14 protein-coding genes are annotated in these 17,246 nt (G+C 61.0%); 4 read left to right on the plus strand and 10 right to left on the minus strand.

Annotated features, from left to right (window positions below):
• Window positions 1-126 precede the first annotated feature (126 nt).
• From hupB to BN1127_RS18225, 6 genes are all read right to left on the minus strand, one after another.
• Window positions 127-399, minus strand: a complete 273-nt coding sequence (gene hupB / locus BN1127_RS18200; protein ID WP_005315375.1) for a nucleoid-associated protein HU-beta — start codon at window positions 397-399, stop codon at window positions 127-129.
• A 240-nt stretch (window positions 400-639) separates the two neighbouring features.
• The gene (gene lon / locus BN1127_RS18205; RefSeq protein ID WP_005324110.1) at window positions 640-2,994 is read right to left on the minus strand and encodes an endopeptidase La; all 2,355 of its coding nucleotides are present in this window, start codon (window positions 2,992-2,994) and stop codon (window positions 640-642) included.
• Window positions 2,995-3,134: 140 nt separating this feature from the next.
• The gene (gene clpX / locus BN1127_RS18210) at window positions 3,135-4,409 is read right to left on the minus strand and encodes an ATP-dependent protease ATP-binding subunit ClpX (RefSeq protein WP_005324108.1); all 1,275 of its coding nucleotides are present in this window, start codon (window positions 4,407-4,409) and stop codon (window positions 3,135-3,137) included.
• A 70-nt stretch (window positions 4,410-4,479) separates the two neighbouring features.
• A complete protein-coding gene (gene clpP, locus BN1127_RS18215) occupies window positions 4,480-5,103 on the minus strand; it encodes an ATP-dependent Clp endopeptidase proteolytic subunit ClpP (protein WP_005324106.1) in 624 nt (207 codons plus the stop codon).
• A gap of 86 nt (window positions 5,104-5,189) precedes the next feature.
• Entirely contained in the window at window positions 5,190-6,500 is a 1,311-nt protein-coding gene (tig, locus tag BN1127_RS18220; protein ID WP_042650384.1) for a trigger factor, read from the minus strand.
• A gap of 42 nt (window positions 6,501-6,542) precedes the next feature.
• On the minus strand, window positions 6,543-6,797 hold the full coding sequence (locus tag BN1127_RS18225) for a hypothetical protein (protein WP_042650385.1): 255 nt from the start codon (window positions 6,795-6,797) through the stop codon (window positions 6,543-6,545).
• Window positions 6,798-6,930: 133 nt separating this feature from the next.
• Here BN1127_RS18225 and BN1127_RS18230 point away from each other — a divergent pair, with 133 nt between their 5' ends.
• Complete coding sequence (locus BN1127_RS18230; RefSeq protein ID WP_042650386.1) at window positions 6,931-7,359, plus strand: YccF domain-containing protein; 429 nt, start codon at window positions 6,931-6,933, stop codon at window positions 7,357-7,359.
• A gap of 90 nt (window positions 7,360-7,449) precedes the next feature.
• The gene (gene yfbR / locus BN1127_RS18235; protein WP_042650387.1) at window positions 7,450-8,040 is read left to right on the plus strand and encodes a 5'-deoxynucleotidase; all 591 of its coding nucleotides are present in this window, start codon (window positions 7,450-7,452) and stop codon (window positions 8,038-8,040) included.
• A gap of 100 nt (window positions 8,041-8,140) precedes the next feature.
• Here the strand turns inward: yfbR and lolE are convergent, their stop codons facing one another.
• From lolE to BN1127_RS18250, 3 genes are all read right to left on the minus strand, one after another.
• Window positions 8,141-9,382: a lipoprotein-releasing ABC transporter permease subunit LolE gene (gene lolE, locus BN1127_RS18240; RefSeq protein WP_042650388.1), complete on the minus strand. Its 1,242-nt coding sequence runs from the start codon at window positions 9,380-9,382 to the stop codon at window positions 8,141-8,143.
• Entirely contained in the window at window positions 9,382-10,080 is a 699-nt protein-coding gene (gene lolD / locus BN1127_RS18245) for a lipoprotein-releasing ABC transporter ATP-binding protein LolD (protein WP_042650389.1), read from the minus strand. The genes lolE and lolD overlap by 1 nt, the downstream gene beginning before the upstream one ends.
• Window positions 10,081-10,177: 97 nt before the next feature.
• Complete coding sequence (locus BN1127_RS18250) at window positions 10,178-11,413, minus strand: lipoprotein-releasing ABC transporter permease subunit (RefSeq protein WP_042650390.1); 1,236 nt, start codon at window positions 11,411-11,413, stop codon at window positions 10,178-10,180.
• Window positions 11,414-11,725: 312 nt separating this feature from the next.
• Between BN1127_RS18250 and BN1127_RS18255 the strand changes: the two genes are divergently transcribed.
• Window positions 11,726-12,301: a PilZ domain-containing protein gene (locus BN1127_RS18255; RefSeq protein WP_042650391.1), complete on the plus strand. Its 576-nt coding sequence runs from the start codon at window positions 11,726-11,728 to the stop codon at window positions 12,299-12,301.
• A gap of 40 nt (window positions 12,302-12,341) precedes the next feature.
• Window positions 12,342-15,794 (plus strand): transcription-repair coupling factor, encoded by a 3,453-nt coding sequence (mfd, locus tag BN1127_RS18260; protein WP_042650392.1) that lies wholly within the window; start codon window positions 12,342-12,344, stop codon window positions 15,792-15,794.
• A 78-nt stretch (window positions 15,795-15,872) separates the two neighbouring features.
• Here the strand turns inward: mfd and fbp are convergent, their stop codons facing one another.
• Window positions 15,873-16,907 (minus strand): class 1 fructose-bisphosphatase, encoded by a 1,035-nt coding sequence (gene fbp / locus BN1127_RS18265; protein WP_042650393.1) that lies wholly within the window; start codon window positions 16,905-16,907, stop codon window positions 15,873-15,875.
• Window positions 16,908-17,246 lie beyond the last annotated feature (339 nt).

A 17,246-nucleotide genomic window follows, 5' to 3' on the forward strand; every position in this document is an offset into this window, starting at 1 on the left:
CGATGGGCGTAAATAATGAAAAGGCGCACCGATTGCGATGCGCCTTGGTCAATCAGTATGAGGGAGAGCCCTCTCACTTGTCTGGTCAGCGACCAAGGTCGGAGCCGATGAACATCAGCGCCCGGCTTAGTTGACCGCGTCTTTCAGGGCCTTGCCGGCTTTGAAGGCAGGAACTTTACCGGCGGCGATTTCGATGGTCGCACCAGTTTGCGGGTTACGGCCAGAACGAGCGGCACGCTCGCGAACGGCGAAAGTACCGAAGCCAACCAGAGCAACCTGGTCACCCTCTTTCAGGGCTTCACCCACGGCGTCAATGAAAGCATCCAGCGCACGGCCAGCGGCAGCTTTGGAGATATCAGCACCGTCTGCAATCTTGTCAATCAGTTGAGATTTATTCACTCTTATATTCCCCTTTTATCGAACATCGCTGCGGCACTGATTTCCCTGGCCACAACAAGTGGAGGTTTTATAACAAGCCTCCTGATCAGTTGCAAGTGACAATCTGGCGCAAACCCGCGCCACATCACGCATTGCGACTCATCATGAGTACCCGATCGGTGGTCAAGGCTACTTCCGTTATCCGGTGCATGCAAGCCTTAACCACCCCCCGAATGCGCCAAATTTGCGGCGCATCAACATTTACACGACAGAAACGCGTTCGAAACCCTGCGGATTGTCCTGCAACGCCAGTGCAAGCACCTCATCAATCCAGCGAACCGGATAAATTTCAAGGTCTTGTTTGACATTGTCCGGGATCTCCTCGAGATCGCGTTCGTTCTCTTTCGGGATGAGCACCCGCTTGATGCCGCCACGGTGAGCCGCCAGCAGTTTCTCCTTGAGACCCCCGATGGGCAGCACCTCGCCGCGCAGGGTGATCTCGCCGGTCATGGCCACGTCGGCACGCACCGGGTTGCCGGTGAGGCTGGAAACCAGGGCGGTACACATGGCGATACCGGCACTCGGGCCGTCTTTCGGGGTCGCCCCTTCCGGCACGTGCACGTGGATGTCGCGCTTCTCGTAGAAGTCCGCGTTGATGCGCAGCTTCTCGGCACGGGCCCGCACCACCGTCATGGCAGCCTGGATGGACTCCTGCATCACATCACCAAGGGAACCGGTATAGGTGAGCTTGCCCTTGCCCGGCATGTTGGTGGTCTCGATGGTGAGCAGATCGCCCCCCACTTCGGTCCATGCCAGCCCGCACACCTGGCCTACCTGATTCTGATCGGTGGCCTTGCCGTAGTCGAAACGCTGTACCCCGAGGAACTCCTTGAGGTTCTCCTGATTGACCAGAACATGCTTGATGCTCTTGTCCAGCAGGATGCGTTTGACTGCCTTGCGACAGATCTTGGAGATCTCGCGCTCCAGGCTACGCACCCCCGCCTCGCGGGTGTAATAGCGGATGACGCCGATCAGGGCAGAGTCTTCGATGGTGATCTCGGACTCTTTCAGACCGTTGCGCTGTATCTGCTTGGCCAGCAGATGCTGCTTGGCAATGTTGAGCTTCTCGTCCTCGGTGTAACCGGACAGACGGATCACTTCCATCCGGTCCAGCAGCGGACCCGGGATGTTCATGGAGTTGGAAGTGGCCACGAACATCACGTCCGACAGGTCATAATCCACTTCCAGATAGTGATCGTTGAAGCTGCTGTTCTGTTCGGGATCCAGCACTTCCAGCAGGGCGGACGCGGGATCGCCGCGCATGTCCGAGCTCATCTTGTCGATTTCGTCGAGCAGGAACAGCGGGTTCTTCACGCCGACTTTTGCCATCTTCTGGATGAGCTTGCCGGGCATGGAGCCGATATAGGTGCGGCGGTGACCGCGGATCTCCGCCTCGTCACGCACCCCACCGAGCGCCATGCGCACGTACTTGCGACCGGTCGCCTTGGCAATGGACTGACCGAGCGAGGTCTTGCCCACACCGGGAGGTCCAACCAGACAGAGGATGGGGCCCTTGAGCTTGTTCACCCGCGCCTGCACCGCCAGGTACTCGAGGATGCGATCCTTGACCTTGTCCAGGCCATAGTGATCCGAATCCAGCACCTCTTGTGCCTTGGCGAGATCCTTCTTGACCTTGGAGCGGGCCTTCCACGGCACCTGTACCATCCAGTCCACATAACTGCGCACCACTGTGGCTTCGGCAGACATGGGGGACATCATCTTCAGCTTGGCAAGCTCGGCCAGGGCCTTCTCACGGGCATCGTCCGGCATCCCCGCCTCGTCAATCTTGCGATTGAGGGCTTCGAATTCGTCCGGGCTGTCTTCCAGCTCACCCAGCTCTTTCTGGATGGCCTTCATCTGCTCGTTGAGGTAGTACTCCCGCTGGCTCTTCTCCATCTGTTTCTTGACCCGGGAGCGGATGCGCTTCTCGACCTGCAAAAGGTCGATCTCCGACTCCATCATGGCCATCAGAAACTCGATGCGCTCGGACACAGAGGCGATTTCCAGCACCTTCTGCTTGTCTTCGAGCTTGAGCGGCATGTGGGCAGCCATGGTGTCAGCCAGTCGCGCCGCATCGTCGATCGCCGAAATCGAGGTCAGCACCTCGGGCGGGATCTTCTTGTTGAGCTTGATGTAGCCTTCAAACTGGCCGATGGCGGAGCGCACCAGCACATCCTGATCCTTCTCCTCGATGGGGGCAGACGCTATGTACTGCGCCTCACCGACGAAGAAGTCCTTGTCATCGATCATCCGCTCAAGACGGGCACGCTGGCCCCCTTCCACCAGCACCTTGACGGTGCCGTCAGGCAGCTTGAGCATCTGCAAAATGTTGGCCACTGTCCCGACGGAGAAGATCTCCTCCACCGTAGGCTCGTCAGTCGACGCATCCTTCTGGGCCACCAGCAGGACTTTTTTGTCCTGCTCCATGGCCGCTTCCAGACAGCGAATGGATTTTTCCCGCCCCACAAAGAGTGGAATGACCATGTGGGGGTAAACCACCACGTCACGAAGAGGCAGGACGGGAATCTCGATGCGTTCTGAACGCTCTAGGTTCATATATGTCCTCTCGGCTTGTTATACCGTTGGCAAAGCGCTTGGCTGAGTATATGGGGGCGCAAAGATGAGATTCAATCGCCTTGGCCGTAAAAAGCATGAAAGGGGCAAAATGCCCCTTTATGTGATTAAAAATCAGTCAGTTACTCTGACGCGGCGGCCTGTGTCTCGGGATTGTCGTAGATCATCAGGGGCGCAGAGTCCCCCTTGATCACCGTCTCGTCGATCACCACCTTGCTGACCCCTTCCAGGGAGGGCAGGTCATACATGGTGTCGAGCAACACAGCTTCGACGATGGATCTCAGGCCACGGGCACCGGTCTTGCGCTCCATTGCCTTGCGGGCGATGGCGTTCAGGGCGTCGTCACGAAACTCCAGCTCCACCTCTTCCAGGGCAAACAACGCAGCGTATTGCTTGGTCAGTGCGTTCTTCGGCTCTTTCAGGATCTGGATGAGGGCCGCTTCGTCCAGCTCGGTGAGGGTCGCCACCACCGGCAGACGACCGATGAACTCGGGGATAAGACCGTACTTGATCAGATCCTCCGGCTCCACCTTGGCAAAGTTCTCGCTTAAGGTCGCCTTGGCATTCTTGGATTTGACGTCAGCGCCAAACCCGATGCCGGTTCCCTTGACGGAACGCTGCTCGATCACCTTGTCCAGGCCGGCGAAGGCGCCACCACAGATGAAGAGGATCTTGGAGGTATCGACCTGCAGGAACTCCTGCTGCGGATGCTTGCGGCCACCTTGCGGCGGCACTGAGGCGATGGTGCCTTCGATCAGCTTCAGCAGTGCCTGCTGCACCCCTTCCCCGGAGACATCGCGGGTGATGGAAGGGTTGTCTGACTTGCGGGAGATCTTGTCGATCTCGTCGATGTAGACGATGCCGCGCTGGGCCTTCTCCACGTCATAGTCGCACTTTTGCAGCAACTTCTGAATGATGTTCTCCACGTCCTCGCCCACATAACCGGCTTCGGTCAATGTGGTGGCATCAGCCATGGTGAAGGGCACATCCAGCAGACGGGCGAGCGTCTCGGCCAGCAGGGTCTTGCCGCTGCCGGTCGGGCCAATCAGCAGGATGTTGGACTTGCCAAGCTCCACACCACCGGACTCGCTGCCGCTGCGCAGACGCTTGTAGTGGTTATAGACGGCAACTGCCAGCACCTTCTTGGCGTACTCCTGCCCGATCACGTAGTCGTCCAGATGGGCGCGGATTTCATGAGGGGTCGGCAGCTCGCTACCATCGCGCTTGGGAGAGATCTCGCGGATCTCCTCGCGGATGATGTCGTTGCACAGCTCGACACACTCATCACATACGTAGACGGAAGGGCCAGCGATCAGCTTACGCACTTCATGCTGGCTTTTGCCGCAGAAAGAGCAATAAAGCAGCTTGTCGCCCTCACCCTTGCGTTTCTCTGTCATTCAGCGACCTCGTTTTATCAATAGAGGATGGATCGTCCTGTTGAGTTTACAACAGGACGGGATACCCTGCTCAGCCGCGCTGGCTCAGGATGCCGTCAACCAGACCATAGGCCACAGCCTGCTCGGCCGACATGAAATTGTCACGGTCGGTGTCGCGTTCTATGGTGGCCATGTCCTGTCCGGTATGGAAAGCCAGACGATCGTTCAGGGTATTCTTGATTTTCAGGATCTCCTGGGCATGGATCTGGATGTCAGATGCCTGGCCCTGGAAGCCGCCCAGCGGCTGGTGGATCATCACCCGAGCGTTAGGCAGGCAGAAACGCTTGCCCTTGGCACCGCCGGCCAGCAGGAAGGCGCCCATGGAGCAGGCCTGCCCCATGCAGACGGTGCTGACGTCCGGCTTAATGAACTGCATGGTGTCATAGATGGACATCCCTGCAGTGACGGCACCACCCGGCGAGTTGATGTAGATGCTGATGTCCTGATCCGGGTTCTCGGACTCCAGGAACAGCAGCTGAGCCACCACCAGATTCGCCATGTGATCCTCAACCTGACCGGTCAGGAAGATCACCCGCTCCTTGAGCAGACGGGAATAGATATCGTAGGAACGCTCACCCTTAGCCGTCTGCTCGACCACCATAGGGATGAGCGCATTGCGTGGGGATTCAGTCACATCGTTATAGTTCTTGTACATAAGGCATTGTCCCTAAAATAAAATGGCCCGAGTGGAGATCACACGAGCCATTATACTTAACAGTTTTGACCTTAAGTCAAATGTTCTTAGGCAGCGGCACCGGACTTGTTGATCACGTCGTCGAAGGCAACTTCTTTCTCGGTCACTTGCGCCTTGGACAAGATCAGGTCGATGGCTTGATCTTCAACTGCCAGGTTACGAACGCCGTTCAGCATCTGCTCGTTCTTCTGGTAGTACTCGATCACTTCCTTCGGATCTTCGTAGGCAGTGGCCATGGACTCGATGATGCTGGTCACACGGGCGTCGTCAGCCTTGATCTCGTTGGTGCGGATGACGTCACCCAGCAGCAGACCGACGCGTACGCGGCGCTCGGCTTGCGCCTGGAACAGCTCGGCCGGCAGTTCAGGAGCGTTGCCGCCCTGGAAGCCACCGAAACGCTGCAGGGCTTGCTGACGCAGGGCGTCGATTTCCTGGGCAACGGCAGCCTTCGGCAGATCGATCTGGTTGGCTTCAACCAGGCCGTTCAGCACTTGCTCTTTCACGCTGTTTTTCAGGGCTTGAGCCAGTTCGCGCTCCATGTTCTTGCGCACTTCGGCCTTCAGCTCTTCAACGCTGCCGCTCTCGATGCCAAAACGCTTGACGAACTCTTCAGTCAGCTCAGGCAGCACCTGCTCTTCAACCTTGATCAGCTTGGAGGCAAACTTGGCCGCTTTGCCTTTCAGGGCTTCGGCGTGGTAGTCAGCCGGGAAAGTCACCTCGATGGTGAACTCGTCACCCGCTTTCTTGCCCAGGATGGCGTCTTCGAAGCCAGGGATCATGCGACCGGCGCCCAGTTCCAGAGTGAAACCTTCGGCCTTGCCACCGTCGAACTCTTCACCGTCGATGGAACCGACGAAGTCCAGGGTGACACGCATGCCATTGGCGGCAGCGGCATCGACGTCAGACCAGGTGGCGTGCTGCTTGCGCAGGGTGTCGATCATGTTGGCCAGGTCGGCATCCTTGACGGAGGCAACCGGCTTCTCAACCTTGATGCTCTCGAGACCGGCAACTTCAAACTCCGGGTACACTTCGAAAGTGGCGGTGAATTCGAAATCCTGGCCTTCCTTGATCTCTTTCGGATCCATGGTCGGGGCACCGGCCGGGCTCAGTTTGCTTTCGATGATGGCCTTGATGAAGTTGTTTTGCATCATTTCATCGGCAACGCGGGCATGGGCCATGGCGCCGAACATCTTCTTGATGATGGCAACCGGAGCCTTACCAGGACGGAAACCGTCGATGCGACGAGTCTTGGCCAGGCCATTCAATTCTTTACGCACGGCAGCGTCAACGGTAGCAGCCGGTACAGTGATGGTAAGACGGCGTTCCAGACCTTGGGTTGTCTCTACAGAAACTTGCATTCTTTTACCTCGTTCAACTCAGCACTGTGTGCTGACCCTTTATTACCCCTGGGCAAAGCCCGGAGTCTTCCTGTTTATAAAGACAACGACTGTCTTTGTGATGAGAAAATATGACGCGACATTATAGCGGCGCACATTGGTCGCGTCGAGCCGCACATCCCCCATCCGGGGCACAGACAGCACAATTTGCGCAAGACTGCCTCCTATATGGGGAAGCCTTGCGCCTACTTCAAGCATCCGGCCCGCAATAATTTGCGCTTGCTCACCCTTTTGTGCGCCACACCATGCTTTTTTCATCTTCCTGCGTCGTCAGGGTGCATCCGATCAGCGGGTCTGCGACCCAAATTGTCCACCTTCTCGCATCAGCCATTGCGTCCCTCTGCGCCGCTCGCTATGGTGACTGCCAATTTATGAGTCTGGAGTGACCCACATGTCCTTTTTCCGCTTCTTGTTCAATCTGCTCTGGTTCGTACTGGGAGGCGTCTTCATGGGGCTGGCCTGGTGGCTGGCCGGGCTGCTCTGCTTCGTCTCCCTGATAGGGATCCCCTGGGGACGGGCCTGTTTCGTCATCGGCACCTTCTTCCCGTTTGGCAAGCAGGCGGTGAGCCGCAAGAGCATGACCGGCCAGAGCGACATCGGCACAGGTGCGCTCGGGATGATTGGCAACATCCTCTGGTTCCTGGTGATCGGGATCTGGCTGGCCATCGGCCACATCGCCTCGGCCCTGGCCTGCTTCGTGACCATCATCGGCATTCCGTTCGGCATCCAGCACCTCAAGCTGGCCCTGATTGCCCTGGCCCCCATAGGCCAGATGGTGGTGACCAACCACGAGGCCGAGTCCGGTCGCTATATTCGCTAAACAAGAATGCATCGCCAGGCTATGCCTGGGATGTCAAAAAAGGGCAGACTAGGGTCTGCCCTTTTTCATTGCCCCAGTTCGAGGTCTTCCATGCTGCCCAGCCACTTCTTCGCCAACCTCGCCCGCATGCGGCTCATCTACCGCTGGCCGCTGATGCGCAACATACAGCCGGAAAACATCGCCGAGCACAGCCTGCAGGTCGCCATGGTGGCCCACGCCCTCGGCGTCATCAGCAACCGGCTGTTTGATGGCAAGGTGGATGCCAACCACGCCGCCGTCATGGCCCTCTACCACGACAGCAGCGAGGTGCTGACCGGCGATCTGCCCACCCCCGTCAAGTATTTCAATCCCGAGATAGCCCGCGAGTACAAGAAGATTGAACTCGCCGCCGAACAGCGCCTGCTGGGCATGCTACCCCCCGAGCTGGTGGAAGACTTTCGCCCCCTGCTCGACTCCGGCGCCCAGGACGACACCCTGGCCCGGCTGGTGAAGGATGCCGACACCCTCTGCGCCTATACCAAGTGCCTGGAGGAGATAAATGCAGGCAACCGGGAGTTCGAGCCCGCGCGCAAGCGCCTCGAACAGATGCTGGAGGCCAGGATGAACCCGGCAATGCGCTACTTTATCGATGTGTTCGTGGCGAGCTTCTCGTTGCCCCTCGATGAGCTCAACGCCCACTAAGCCAGTCGGAACGACCAGAAGAGAGAAGGGCCCGCCGGTGCAGACCGGCGGACCCTTCTTTTTCAGTATATTGCCAGGCTTGGCAGACCTGGCTCGCGGATCAGTGACCCAGCTCCCGGGAGGGCACCAGAGCGCTCGCCCGCCAGGCGGGATAGAGGGTGGCCAGCAGACTCATCAGGATGGCGGCACTGGTCACTATCACCAGATCCTGCATGTGCAGTTCGGTCGGCAGGAAGTCGATGAAGTAGATGTCCGGGTTCAAGAAACGATGGCCGATCACCCCTTCGATGAAGCTCAGGATCTGAGTCAGCTTGCTGGAGAGCAGGCCCCCCAACAAGGCCCCGAGCAAGGCCCCGAGCACCCCGTTCACCATCCCCTGGATGACGAAGGTGAGCCGGATCTGGCCCGGGCTCGCCCCCATGGTCTTGAGGATGGCGATCTCGCTGCGCTTCTCGTTCACCGCCATCACCAGGGTGGAGACGATGTTGAAGCAGGCCACCGCCACCACCATCAGCATCACCACGTACATGACGGTGCGCACCATCTGGATGTCCTGATAGAGGTAGCCCTGGCGGCTCATCCAGCTGCTGATGTAGACGTAGTGCGGGAATTTGCGGGCGGCCGCCACAGTGATGGACTGCGCCTTGAGCACGTCGTTCACCTTGAGGCTGAAGCCTTCCACCGCGCTGCCCATGCCGGTGATGGACTGGGCATCGGTCAGGTGCATGAAGCCGAGCACGCCGTCGAGCTGGCCGCCGATCTCCAGCAGCCCCACCACGGTCAGGGTCTCCCGCCGGGGATTCTTGATCCCCGTCTCGTCTCCCCCTTGGGGCAGCAGCAGGGTCACGGGGTCACCTATCTTGACCCCCAGTTTGTCGGCGATGGTCTTGCCGAGGATCACCCCGTGCTCGCCCGCCTGGAGTTCACGAAAACCCAGCCCCGTCATGTAGTTGCCTGCATCTGACAGGTTCGCCTCGAGCTCGGGCAGCACGGCGCGCACCTGTACCCCCTTGATGGCGGAGCCGTGCTCCAGCAGGCCATCGAGGCGGATGACCGGGGCCGCAGCCTCGATCCCGGGCTGGGCCAGCAGGTAGTCCCGAAGCCTCGGCCAGTCCGGCAGGGGCGCCTCCATTCCGATGAGCTCACCGTGGGGCACCACAGAGAGCACTCTGTTTTTAAGTTCCCGCTCGAAGCCGTTCATGGCGGAGAGGCCAAGAATGAGGGCCATCACCCCGAGGGCTATACCGATCAGGGAAGAGGCGGAAATAAAGGCGATGAAGCCGTTGCGACGGCGGGAGCGGCTGTAACGCAGGCCCAGAAAGAGGGGCAGCGGCTTGAACATCAGGCGACCTCCGCCATGATGCCGCTCACCAGGGTCACCCGGCGGTGCAGCTTGGCAGCCAGGCTCAAGTCATGGGTGACCACCACGAAGGCCGTGCCCAGCTCCCGGTTGAGCTCGCAGAGCAGCTCGTACACCGCAGTGGCACTGGCATGATCCAGGTTGCCGGTGGGCTCGTCCGCCAGCACCAGGCTCGGCTCGTTGACCAGGGCACGGGCGATGGCCACCCGCTGGCGCTCGCCACCGGACAGCTCGGAAGGCCGGTGATTGAGACGGTGGGAGAGCCCCACCCGTCCCAGCATCCGGGTTGCCTTGTCGGTGGCGCTCGCCACCGACTCGCCGGCGATCAGCAGCGGCATGGCGGTGTTTTCCAGCGCAGTGAACTCGGCCAGCAGGTGGTGGAACTGATAGACGAAGCCCAGCTCCTGATTGCGAAAACGGGCCTGGGTCTTGCTGTCCCAGTGGTGGATGTCCTGCCCCTTGAACAGCACGGCGCCGCTCGAGGGGTTGTCCAGCGCCCCCATCAGGTGCAGCAAGGTGGTCTTGCCCGAGCCCGAGCTCCCCACCACCGCCAGCATCTCGCCGGGGGCGACGCAGAGATCTATCCCCTTGAGCACCTGGGTTTCCAGATTGCCCTCTTTATAGACATGGTTGAGGGCCTGACAGCGCAGCAGAGGCTCACAGGACTGGGGTTCATTCATAACAGGGGCTCCACTTATACCAGTGACCACATTGGCACCAGTCACAACGCCGGCACTCGCACCGGAGGTAACAACAGAAGATGATGGATTCACAGCGCTATTCATAACGTAATGCCTCGGCCGGTTTGACCCGGGCCGCACGGGCCGCCGGATAGAGGGTGGCACTGAAGCTCAGCAGCACGGCCCCCAGCAAGATGGTCATGACCTGGGCGGGTTCGACGATGACCGGCAGACCGCTGCCCCCCGCCGCCATATAGAGGTTGAGCCCCACCGCATCGAGCAGGGGGTTGAGTCCGAACGACAGGGCCAGCCCCGCCAGACCGCCAAACAGGGCGCCGATGACGCCGCTCGACGCCCCCAGCACCATGAAAATCTTGACGATCCCCGACTCGCTCATGCCCATGGTACGCAGTATGGCCACCTCCCCTTCCTTGTCGGTGACCACCATCACCAGGGCGGAGAGGATGTTGAAGGTGGCGACCGCGATGATCAGCACCAGCATCAGCCCCATCATGCGTTTCTCCATGGCCACCGCCTGGAAGAGCTCACCCCGCTCCCGGCGCCAGTCCTGCCACTCCAGTCCGTCCGGCAGCGCGGTTTTCACCACCTGGTCGGCGGCGAAGGGATCGTCGAGCCAGAGGCGGATGCCGCCCACCGTCTCCTCAGGCAGGCGCAGCAGGCGCTGGGCGTCCCCAAGGGCAATCAGCGCCACCTGGCTATCCACATCGGCGCCGACCCCGAAGATGCCGGAGACGGTGAAGATCCGCTGGGCCGGAACCCGGCCAAAGGGGGTGAAGCGAGTCCCTTCAGTCAGGATGAGACGCACCTCGTCGCCAATGGAGACCTTGAGGCGGTTGGCCACCCCCTGCCCCAGCACTATGTGGTATTGGCCGCGCTGCAGGCTGTCCAGCCGTCCCCCCAGCATCTGGGCATGGAGGATGTCATCCTTGGGCCAGCGGGCAGGATCTATCCCCTGCACGCTCACCCCGGTGAGCTGGCCCGGGCTTTGCAACATGCCTTCGCTGTCGAGCATGGGGGCCGTGGCCACCACGTGGGGCAACTTGTCGAGATCGGGCAGGCCGGGCGGATGGGCATCGATGCGCCCCGCCGGATTGGTCACCACCACGTGGGGGATCACCCCGAGAATGCGCCCCTTGAGCTGCCCCTCGAATCCGTTCATCACCGAAATGACCACCATCAGGGCAGCAACCCCGATGGCGATGCCAAAGGTGGAAAACAGGGAGATAAAGGAGACGAAGCGGTTACTGCGTCGCGAGCCTGCATAACGCAGGCCTATGGCCAGCGAGAGTGGCTGAAAAAGTCCAGTCTTCAAGGATATCTACGTTGCCAACAAAATAAGATGCCGGATAATAGGGTCTGTTGACGCCTCAACGCAAGCCGCGTTGCCGCAGCAGATGACGCCGGAGCTGGCGCAATGGCCCATTCCCCTGAGCCCAGGAGGCAGCCCATGGTGCCATGTTTAACCCAATGCGCAGGCCCCCGCCGCCATGTTGCGCCCCCACAGTGACGGGAGAGCCCCAGGGGCGGCTGGAGATGGCGTCTCGCACCAGGCCGGGGACGCCGCGGCGGGGCAAGGTCAACAGTGCCTATAAAAAATCGTCTATGACAACAAGGGATAGCCTCCATGCAGGAACAGTTCTTCAGCGTCACCCATGCCACGCCGGTCAATGTGATCCCCATGCCGGCCGACTTTCACCTGCCGACGCAGGAGGCCCTTGATGCCGAGCTACCCGAGCCCTTTCGCATCGCCTCCGCCATCACCTCCATCGACCTGGTGAGCAGCCGCCTGCTGCGCAACCAGAACGAATCCATGCACGATCTGGTGGAGATCATCAATCAGCAGTCCCGCAAGATCGACATGATCATGGGTTTCGTGCTGGCGGCGCAGGATCACCCCGAGCATCGCTTCCACACCCTGCGCTTTGGCGCCGGCCAGCTCACCTACCTGCACCCACGCCAGGGTCACGGCGAGCCGCCGCAGTTGCACCAGATAGTGCGGCTCAAGATCTTCCTGCGGGAAGAGGCCTCCGCCGTCTACTGCTATGGCGAAGTCAAGCAGCGGGAGCCCGGCGAGCATGGCACCCATGTGGTGCTCGACTATGTGCGGATCCGCGAGGATGACAGGGAGCTGCTGGTGCGTGCCAGCCTGCATGTGCAATCGAAACAGCTCAAGCTGCGTGCCCAAGAGCGTCAGCGCTAATCACAGCCAACGTCAACGTTAAAAGAATCAAACGATGCCAATGAAACTCCCCGCCTTGCCCGCCAAAGCGGGCCAGAAATTGACCCTGGGCCAGCTGGTCGGCAGCAGCCTGGCGCTGGTTGCAGCCCGCCTCACCCGGGAGGCCAACCGCCCCGTCCTGCTGGTGACTGCCGATACCCCGAGTGCCCTGCGCCTCGAACAGGAGTTGCAGTACCTGCTGGCCGACCAAGGCTGCCCGGTGCTGATGTTCCCGGACTGGGAAACCCTGCCCTACGACACCTTCTCCCCCCATCAGGACATCATCTCCCAGCGGCTCGAGACCCTCTACAGGCTGCCTCAGATGAGCAGCGGCGTGCTGATCGTGCCCATCTCCACCCTGATGCTGCGCACGGCGCCCCAGGCCTATCTCGACAAATACAGCCTGATGGTGACCAGCGGCCAGCGCCTCAACCTGCAACAGTTGCGGGGGCGTCTGGCCGAGGCGGGTTATGTGGCGGTGGAGCAGGTGCTGGAGCACGGCGAATTCGCCGCCCGCGGCTCCCTGCTGGATCTCTTCCCCATGGGCAGCAACCGGCCCTATCGCATCGACTTCTTCGATGACGAGGTGGACTCCATCCGCCCCTTCGATCCCGAGAGCCAGCGCTCCAGCGAGCCGGTCAAGTCGGTGAGCCTGTTGCCCGCCCGGGAATTTCCCACCGACGAGGCCGCCATCGAGCTGTTTCGCGGCCAGTTCCGCGAGCAGTTCGAGCTGTCGCGCGCCGAGGGCTCCGTCTATCAGGAGGTGAGCAAGGGGCGCTGGCCCGCCGGCATCGAATACTACCTGCCACTCTTCTTCAGCCAGACCGCCAGCCTGTTTGACTACCTGCCGGGCAACACCCTGCTGCTCACCGTGGGGGAGATCTACCCGGCGGCCCAGCGCTTCTGGAACGACATAGGCCAGCGCTATGAAGACAGGCGCTGGGACAACACCCGCCCCCTGCTGCCCCCCCAGCAAATTTACCTGCCGGTGGAGCAGCTGTTTGCGGCGCTGGGCCAGTATGGCGCCGTGCGCCTGCAGGAGGCCGCCACCGACGGCGGTGCGGGCCAGCACGACTTGCCCATCGCTCCCCTGCCCGACCTGCAGCTCGATCACAGCAAGGAGCAGCCCCTGCTGGCCCTCAGCCAGTTCCTGCAAGGCTTTGCCGGCCGCACCCTGTTCGCGGTGGAATCCGAGGGGCGGCGCGAGGGGCTCGGGGATCTGCTGGCGCGGATCGCGCTGCAACCCAGGGAGTTCGCCTCCCTCGAGGAGTTCGTCGGGAGCAAGGCACGTCATGGCCTGCTGGTCAGCCCGCTGGAGCGGGGCTTCCTGCTCGAACCCGCCGGGGCAGAGGCCCTGGCCCTCATCACAGAGACCGAGCTGCTCGGCGGCAAGATCAGAAGCAAGCGGCAGCGGGAGAAGAGCAAGAACCTGAGCTCGGATGCGGTGATCAGAAACCTCGGCGAGCTGACCCAGGGCCAGCCCGTGGTGCACCTGGATCACGGGGTCGGCCGCTATCTCGGGCTCGAGACCCTGGATGCCGGCGGCCTGCCCACCGAGTTCCTCACCCTGGAATACGCCGGTGGCGACAAGCTGTTCGTGCCGGTCACCAACCTCCACCTCATCAGCCGTTACACGGGGTCGGATAACCCCCCCAGCCACAAGCTCGGCGGCGAGGCCTGGGTCAAGGCCAGGCGCAAGGCGGCGGAGAAGGTGCGCGACGTGGCGGCCGAACTGCTCGATGTCTATGCCATACGCGCGGCGCGGGCTGGCTTTGCCTTCAAGCACGACAAGGAGAGCTACCGCCAGTTTGCCGCCAGCTTCCCGTTCGAGGAGACCGAGGATCAGCTCAATGCCATCAATGCGGTGCTGGGGGACATGTGCCAGGCCAAGAGCATGGACCGGCTGGTGTGCGGCGATGTGGGCTTTGGCAAGACCGAAGTGGCCATGCGGGCGGCCTTCGTGGCGGTGCACGGCGGCAAGCAGGTGGCCGTGCTGGTGCCCACCACCCTGCTGGCCCAGCAGCACTACGACAACTTCCGCGATCGCTTCGCCAACTGGCCGGTGCGGGTGGAGGTGCTGAGCCGCTTCCGCTCCGCCAAGGAGCAGACCAGCGTCTTGAAGGAGCTGGCCGATGGCAAGGTGGACATCATCATTGGCACCCACAAGCTGCTCGGCTCGGATCTCACCTTCAAGGATCTGGGGCTGCTCATCGTCGACGAGGAGCACAGATTCGGGGTACGCCAGAAGGAGAAGATCAAGGCGCTGCGGGCCGACGTGGATATCCTCACGCTCACGGCAACACCTATCCCGCGCACCCTCAACATGGCGATGTCCGGCATGCGGGATCTCTCCATCATCGCTACCCCGCCCGCCAAGCGGCTCGCCATCAAGACCTTCGTGCGCCAGCACGAGCCAGCCGTGGTGCGCGAGGCTGTGCTGCGGGAGCTCAAGCGCGGCGGTCAGGTCTACTACCTGCACAACGACGTGGAGAGCATCGAGAAGTGCGCAAGCGATCTCGCCGAACTGGTACCGGAGGCGCGCATCGGCATCGCCCACGGCCAGATGCGCGAACGCGACCTTGAGCGCATCATGTCGGACTTCTACCACCAGCGCTTCAACCTGCTGGTCTGCACCACCATCATAGAGACCGGCATCGACGTGCCGAGCGCTAACACCATCATCATGGACAGGGCGGATCACCTGGGGCTGGCCCAGTTGCACCAGTTGCGGGGTCGGGTCGGCCGCTCCCACCACCAGGCCTATGCCTACCTGCTCACCCCCCATCCCAAGCTGATGACCAAGGATGCGGCCAAGCGGCTGGAAGCCATTGCATCGCTGGAGGATCTCGGGGCCGGCTTTGCGCTCGCCACCCACGATCTGGAGATACGGGGCGCAGGCGAGCTACTCGGCGACGATCAGAGCGGCCAGATCGAATCGATCGGCTTCACCCTCTACATGGAGATGCTGGAGCAAGCGGTGGAGGCGCTGAAAAACGGCAAGGAGCCGTCGCTCGAACAGCTGATGAGCCAGCACACCGAGGTGGAGCTGCGCCTGCCGGCGCTGTTGCCGGACGACTACATCCCGGACGTCAACATGCGTCTGTCCATGTACAAGCGCATCGCCAGTGCGGCGGACGAGCAGGAGCTGCGCGAGCTGAAGGTGGAGCTCATCGACCGCTTCGGCCTGCTGCCGGAGCCGACCAAGACGCTGATGGAGATCGCGGCCTTCCGCCAGCGCGCCACGGCCCTGGGTATTCGCCGGGTAGAGATGAGCGATCGCGGCGGCTACCTGGACTTCACCCAGGAGACCAAGGTCAACCCGACTTATCTGGTAAAACTGCTCTCCGAGCAGCCACGTATCTATAAAATGGATGGACCCACCCGATTGCGCTTCCAGGTACCGAACCAGGAGAGAGCCATGCGCCTGAAACTGGTGGATGCCCTGCTGACGGATCTCGCCAGCCACAGCCTCTAGTGGCTAGGAGCGCCAAACAAAACGGGAGCCATATCGGCTCCCGTTTTTTATGTGACTATCGCCGCGACACGCCTGGCATCATCCCTGACGGGCCGGATCCTCGTGGGCGGAGAATTCCCGCATGAAGGCCTCGGCCCGCTCCACCATCTTGGTGGAGCCCACGAAATAGGGGGTACGCTGGTGCAGCGCCGTGGGCTGGATATCCATGATGCGACCAAAGCCGTCGGACGCCTTGCCACCGGCCTGCTCCACCAGGAAGGCCATGGGGTTGCACTCGTAGAGCAGGCGTAGCTTGCCGTTCGGGGAGTTGGTGCCGGACGGATAGATGTAGATGCCGCCCTTGAGCAGGTTGCGGTGGAAATCCGACACCAGGGAGCCGATGTAGCGGGAGGTGTAGGGCCTGTGGGTCGCCTCGTCCCGCTCCTGGCAATATTTCAGGTATTTCTTCACCCCGTCCGGGAACTTGATGTAGTTGCCCTCGTTGATGGAGTAGATCTTGCCCTCCTCCGGAATACGGATGTTCTCGTGGGAGAGGCAGAAGCAGCCGATGGAAGGGTCGTAGGTAAAGCCGTTGACCCCAAAGCCCGTGGTGTAGACCAGCATAGTGGAGGAGCCATAGACAACATAACCGGCGGCCACCTGACGGTTGCCCGGCTGCAGGAAGTCCTCCAGGGTCACCCCGGCGCCCGGCTTGCTGACCCGGCGATAGATGGAGAAGATGGTCCCGACCGAGACGTTGACGTCGATGTTGGAAGAGCCGTCGAGCGGATCGATCAGCACCACATACTTGGAGTGGCGGGAGAGCTCGGAATCGAAGGAGACGAAGTCCTCCTCCTCCTCGGACGCCATGCCGCACACCTCGCCACGGGCCTCCAACGCCGCCTTGAAGCGCTCGTTGGCGTAGACGTCCAGCTTCTGCTGCACCTCCCCCTGCACGTTTTCGGCCCCCATGGAACCGATGATGTCCGCCAGCCCCGCCTTGTTGATCTCCCGGTTCACCACCTTGGCGGCCAGGCGAATGGAGCTGAGCAAGGAGGTCAGCTCGCCGGTCGCGGTAGGGTAGTCCGCCTGTTTCTTGACGATGAACTCGCCCATGGTGATCATGTTTCGCATTCTTGTTCCTTTAAGATCGTTTCCGTTGGCCGTTGAAAACGTTTGCAAGTGTCGGCAAAAAAAGTGCCGATCCTCGGCAGCGTTATTTTGTAACCCAATGTAACGCCTGTTTTTTGTTTTTGCAGCGAATTAAGCCGGCGTATAAATCACCAGAAAACCCCGTCAGTACGGCATGCGGCGCTGAAAAAAGGGCTTCGATTGGTGTCTTTCATCATGTTAATTTGTGACGAGAATGCTACTTCACACTTCCTGTCTCCACTCTTCCCCATCCGGCATCCGCCTCGCAATGCCAGTCGGTCCCCCTCTTGAGATCTCACCATCAATCCCGCACACTGCTCT

Origin of the sequence: Aeromonas media, assembly GCF_000819985.1 — a bacterium.
GTDB classification, from domain to species: domain Bacteria; phylum Pseudomonadota; class Gammaproteobacteria; order Enterobacterales; family Aeromonadaceae; genus Aeromonas; species Aeromonas media.

Coding starts and splice junctions, on each gene's coding strand:
- lon (WP_005324110.1), bottom strand. CDS start 2,994: ATGAACCTAGAGCGTTCAGAACGCATCGAGATTCCCGTCCTGCCTCTT.
- clpX (WP_005324108.1), bottom strand. CDS start 4,409: ATGACAGAGAAACGCAAGGGTGAGGGCGACAAGCTGCTTTATTGCTCT.
- clpP (WP_005324106.1), bottom strand. CDS start 5,103: ATGTACAAGAACTATAACGATGTGACTGAATCCCCACGCAATGCGCTC.
- tig (WP_042650384.1), bottom strand. CDS start 6,500: ATGCAAGTTTCTGTAGAGACAACCCAAGGTCTGGAACGCCGTCTTACC.
- BN1127_RS18225 (WP_042650385.1), bottom strand. CDS start 6,797: ATGAAAAAAGCATGGTGTGGCGCACAAAAGGGTGAGCAAGCGCAAATT.
- BN1127_RS18230 (WP_042650386.1), top strand. CDS start 6,931: ATGTCCTTTTTCCGCTTCTTGTTCAATCTGCTCTGGTTCGTACTGGGA.
- yfbR (WP_042650387.1), top strand. CDS start 7,450: ATGCTGCCCAGCCACTTCTTCGCCAACCTCGCCCGCATGCGGCTCATC.
- lolE (WP_042650388.1), bottom strand. CDS start 9,382: ATGTTCAAGCCGCTGCCCCTCTTTCTGGGCCTGCGTTACAGCCGCTCC.
- lolD (WP_042650389.1), bottom strand. CDS start 10,080: ATGAATGAACCCCAGTCCTGTGAGCCTCTGCTGCGCTGTCAGGCCCTC.
- BN1127_RS18255 (WP_042650391.1), top strand. CDS start 11,726: ATGCAGGAACAGTTCTTCAGCGTCACCCATGCCACGCCGGTCAATGTG.
- mfd (WP_042650392.1), top strand. CDS start 12,342: ATGAAACTCCCCGCCTTGCCCGCCAAAGCGGGCCAGAAATTGACCCTG.
- fbp (WP_042650393.1), bottom strand. CDS start 16,907: ATGCGAAACATGATCACCATGGGCGAGTTCATCGTCAAGAAACAGGCG.